This is a genomic window from Streptomyces neyagawaensis (assembly GCF_023516595.1).
GTDB lineage: Bacteria > Actinomycetota > Actinomycetes > Streptomycetales > Streptomycetaceae > Streptomyces > Streptomyces neyagawaensis.
This window is the reverse complement of record NZ_JAMGBG010000235.1, coordinates 1-3,935: the sequence shown is the minus strand read 5'-3', so window position 1 is coordinate 3,935 and position 3,935 is coordinate 1. Positions and strand designations below refer to the sequence as shown.

General features: G+C 71.8%; 2 protein-coding genes. Both read right to left on the bottom strand.

Annotated features, from left to right (window positions below):
• Positions 1 to 142: 142 nt before the first annotated feature.
• Positions 143 to 2,614, bottom strand: coding sequence for a CBM35 domain-containing protein (locus M8J73_RS44430; protein WP_249829924.1), 2,472 nt, complete (start codon positions 2,612 to 2,614; stop codon positions 143 to 145).
• Positions 2,615 to 2,878: 264 nt separating this feature from the next.
• Positions 2,879 to 3,916, bottom strand: a complete 1,038-nt coding sequence (locus M8J73_RS44425) for a LacI family DNA-binding transcriptional regulator (protein ID WP_274757673.1) — start codon at positions 3,914 to 3,916, stop codon at positions 2,879 to 2,881.
• Positions 3,917 to 3,935: the final 19 nt, after the last annotated feature.

The window sequence follows — 3,935 nt, the reverse complement described above, 5'->3', positions numbered from 1 at the left end:
CTCCCGGCCGGGATCAGACCCCGGCACGTCTCCCACACGTCTGGCCCGACCGTCTCGCCGACCCACTCACCCATCGCCACAAGACGAGTCTGGCCCTGCCGCTGACGCGGCAGGGCCAGAACCCAAGATCTTCATGAGCCTTCTAGCCGATGACCCGGCCCAGTTCGATCCGGTCGATGTTCGGGGCCCAGGCGGTCGCGTTGGCGAAGGTGATCTTGTTGGGGCCCTTCCTCAGGTCGACGGGGACGCCGACGGTCCAGTAGTCGTCCCAGCTCCAGGTGTTCTTGAAGGTGACCTTCCGCGGGGCCCCGGTGCCGACAGTGATGTCCGCAGTGCGGGACATGATGTCGGTGTTGTAGGCGTGGCCGTTGTCCCGGCGGTCGTTGTGGGCGTAGTGGACGACCAGTACGTGGCGGCCCGCGGTGGGCGCGTGCACGGTGAACTCCGCTGTGCTGTCGGCGCTGTTGCCGAGCCGGCCGATGTAGGAGCCGGCGGAGGCGTGCGCCGAGTCGACCAGCCTGGCCCCGCCGGTGAGCGTGGCGGTGGCGGCCCCGTAGGAGAGGGTGCCGTCGGTCGAGCCGTCACCGGAGACGTCGAGGGAGCGCACGGCGGAGTGCTTGGCGGTCGCCCCGATCCGGTTGTTGCCCGCGACGAGGTACAGCTTCAGCGGACGGCCGGGCACCGCCGCCACCGTCTGCCCGTGCAGGGCGAGCCGCACCGGCGCCGACGCCCGGGGCACCACCCGGTAGTAGCCGTCGCGCGGGGCGTACACGTCGAAGACCGCCTTGTCGCCGGGGCCGAGGACGAGGGCGCCGGTGCCGACGCCGGCCGACGAGGAGTAGTCGTACGACGGCCTGCCGCTGATGTCGGCGAGCGTGGCCTCGTAGGAGGTGGCGGGTGCCGTGGTGCGGGCGGTGAGGTCGATCCGGTCGAGGGTGACCTCGGCGGCGCCCTTGGCGAGGGTCAGGGTGTGGCTGCCTGCCGACAGCTCCACGCGGACGTCCTTCTTGGCGCGGTAGGTCCAGTTCTCGGTGGAGGGGTAGGTGACCGTGACCGGGTCGCCGCCGTCCACGGACAGCTTCTGGGTGGCGGGGGCGCCGGACTGGTTGCCGTAGAGGATCGCCAGGTCGTAAGGGCCGTCCTCGGGGACGGTCACCGTGAAGTCGACCTTGCTGCCGGCCTGGTTGAGGGAGCCGACGTCCTTGGTGCCGGAGGCGGCGTAGCCGTTGGCGTTGCTCACGGTGCCCTGGGTGTAGACCTTGCCGTCGGTGATGGCGGCGTCCTCGGCCTCGTGGGACGCGGTCCAGGGCACGGTGGGGGCGGTGGGGGCGCCGGAGCCGCCGGGGGTGAGGACGATCCGGTAGGCGGACATCCGGTGCAGGTCGCGCAGGGGGACGGTCACCGTGCCGTCGTCGGCGACCCGTAGCTTCGTGCGGGTCAGGACGCGGGGCGTGGCGTGCTGTCCCTCGTAGCCGGACCAGGCGGCCTCGGCGACGGTCGCGGTGACCGTACGGCCGAAGAGGGACCGGGGGACCTCGCGGACGACGACGTCCGTGTCACCGGCCGAGCCGCCCAGCAGGACCTGGGCCTGACGGCGGGAGGGGTCGAGGGAGGCGAGGCCCTGAAGGGTGTCGATGGTGTTCGCCTGCGGCGGGGTGACCTTCACGGTGTCGCCGGTGAGGCCCGCGTACCAGCGGAAGAACCACCAGCCGCCGTTGGGGATGTTGGAGCGGACGACGTTGCCGTCCATGTTTCCGGCGGCGTCCCAGTACGCCTGGTTGGCGTACACCTTGTTCCTCTCGAACATCGAGACCCACTGCACGAGCTGGCCGGGGACGGACAGGTCGCGGCGGTTAGCGTACTCATCGATGTTGATCTTCAGCGGGGCGATGCCCAACTGCCGTTCCAGGGAGCGGTAGTCGTCGTAGTGGCCCTGGAAGTCGCGGAGCGAGCCGGAGCCCAGTTCGTGCCAGGTCATGATCTGGGGCAGGACGTCCTCGCGCTGGGCGAAGGCGAGGAAGTCCTTCAGCAGCCTTGTGTGGTACGCGGCTTCGTTGGGGCCGGCGATCCGCGCGTCGGGGTCGATGGCGCGGATACGCCGGTACACGGTCTTCCAGTCCTGGAAGAACCGGTCGCGGTTCTTCTCGTACTGGGCCTGGTCGGCGACGTCGAGCTTGTACCAGATCTGGTCGGGCTCGTTGAAGGGGATGTAGACGAAGCGGTCGCTGTTCGGGTCGGCCGCGATGTCCTCGGCGATCCTGTCGACCTTGGGGAGGTAGTCGTCGATGCCGAGGTCCTCGTAGGGCCACTTGGCGTAGATGTCCTGCATCATCACGTTGATCTCGCCGCCGCCGTTGCGGAAGAACGACTTCGAGACGGTCAGCGCGTCGCCGTTGGGGTGCTGGGCGCCGCCCTCCGGCTTCTGCGAGATGCTGGTGATCTTCAGCGGGGCGAGGGCGGCGTCGCTGGGCACCCCGTCGTCGCTGAGCCCGTACAGCGCGCCGTTGGCGCCCCGCATGACGGGCCCCTCGGAGGCGGAGAGGTCGACGGTGAGGCGCTGCGGGTCCGCGGCGGCGGCCGCGGGGGCCCCGGTGGCGGGAAGGGTGCCTGCCATGGCGGTGACTCCAAGGACTGCGGTGATCAGGGCGGTTCGCGCCCGGGACCTGGTGCGGGTTCGTTCACGGGCGCGTGTGTGGGTGGGGGTGATCACGCGGTCGGACCTCCGGTCGTTCGACGGCTCCACTGGTGATTCCGGACACGGTCTTTCGCCGGCCGACGAGGAACACGGCGACCATCGGGTCGGGTTGGTCGCCGGAGGCCGGCTTCGTCGGCACGTTGGACTTCTGGGGGGCGGGGGCGGCCGGGGCGCCGGGACCGGTCAGACGCGGGCGGGCGGCGGTCCCGAGCTCTCCCGGACCACCAGCTCCGGTACGGAGACCCGGTGCGGGGCGATCGGGGCGGACTGCTCCAGGACACCGTGCAGCAGGGCGAACGCGGCCCGGCCGAGGCCGGTGAAGTCCAGGCGCGCGGTCGTCAGGGACGGGGTCAGGTACGCGGAGTGCGGGGCGTCGTCGAAGCCGGCCACGCTGACGTCATCGGGAACGGACCGGCCGTTCTCGCGCAGGGCGCGGAGCACGCCGAGCGCCAGGTCGTCGTTGCCGCAGAGGATCGCCGTGACCGACGGGTCCTGCGCCAGCTTCCGGCCGGCCCGATGACCGCCCGCCGGGCCCCAGTCGGCCTGCACCGGGCGCGGTTCGGGCGCGCCCGCCTCCCGGAGCGCCTGCCGCCAGCCGGTGGTGCGGGCGCTGGTGCGGCGGGTGCTGGACGGGATGGCGACGTAGTGCACGGTCTCGTGGCCGAGGGAGAGCAGATGGCGGGTCACCGCGTGGGCGGCCTCACGGTCGTCGGTCCACACCCAGGGGCGGTCGCCGCCGGGCGGGGTGGCCGGGGTCTCGACGACACCGACGACGGGCAGCTCGGCGGGCACCGCGGCCAGGGCGCCGACACCGGCCGGATCGTAGGCGATCACGATCAGCCCGCCGCCCGCGTCCGCCGCCCGCCGCACCTCGGCGGCGACGGCCGCCTCCTCCGCCGACTCCAGGACGCCGATCCCGACCGTGTACGACGCCGCGCGGGCCGCCTCCTCGATGCCCTGGAGGATCGACGCGTAGCCGTAGTGGGTGGTGTTCGCGGTCAGCACGGTCACCGCGCGGCTGCGGCCGCTGGCCAGGGCCAGGGCGGTCGCGTTACGGCGGAAGCCCAGCTCGTCGATGGCCGCCAGCACCCGCTCCCGCGTGGACTGCTTGACGCTGGGGTGGCCGTTGATCACCCGTGAGACGGTCTGGTACGAGACGCCGGCGGCGGTCGCCACGTCCCGGATGCTCGCGGGACGCCTTGTGTGACCGGTCACATTCATGTCACGATTGTGACCGGTC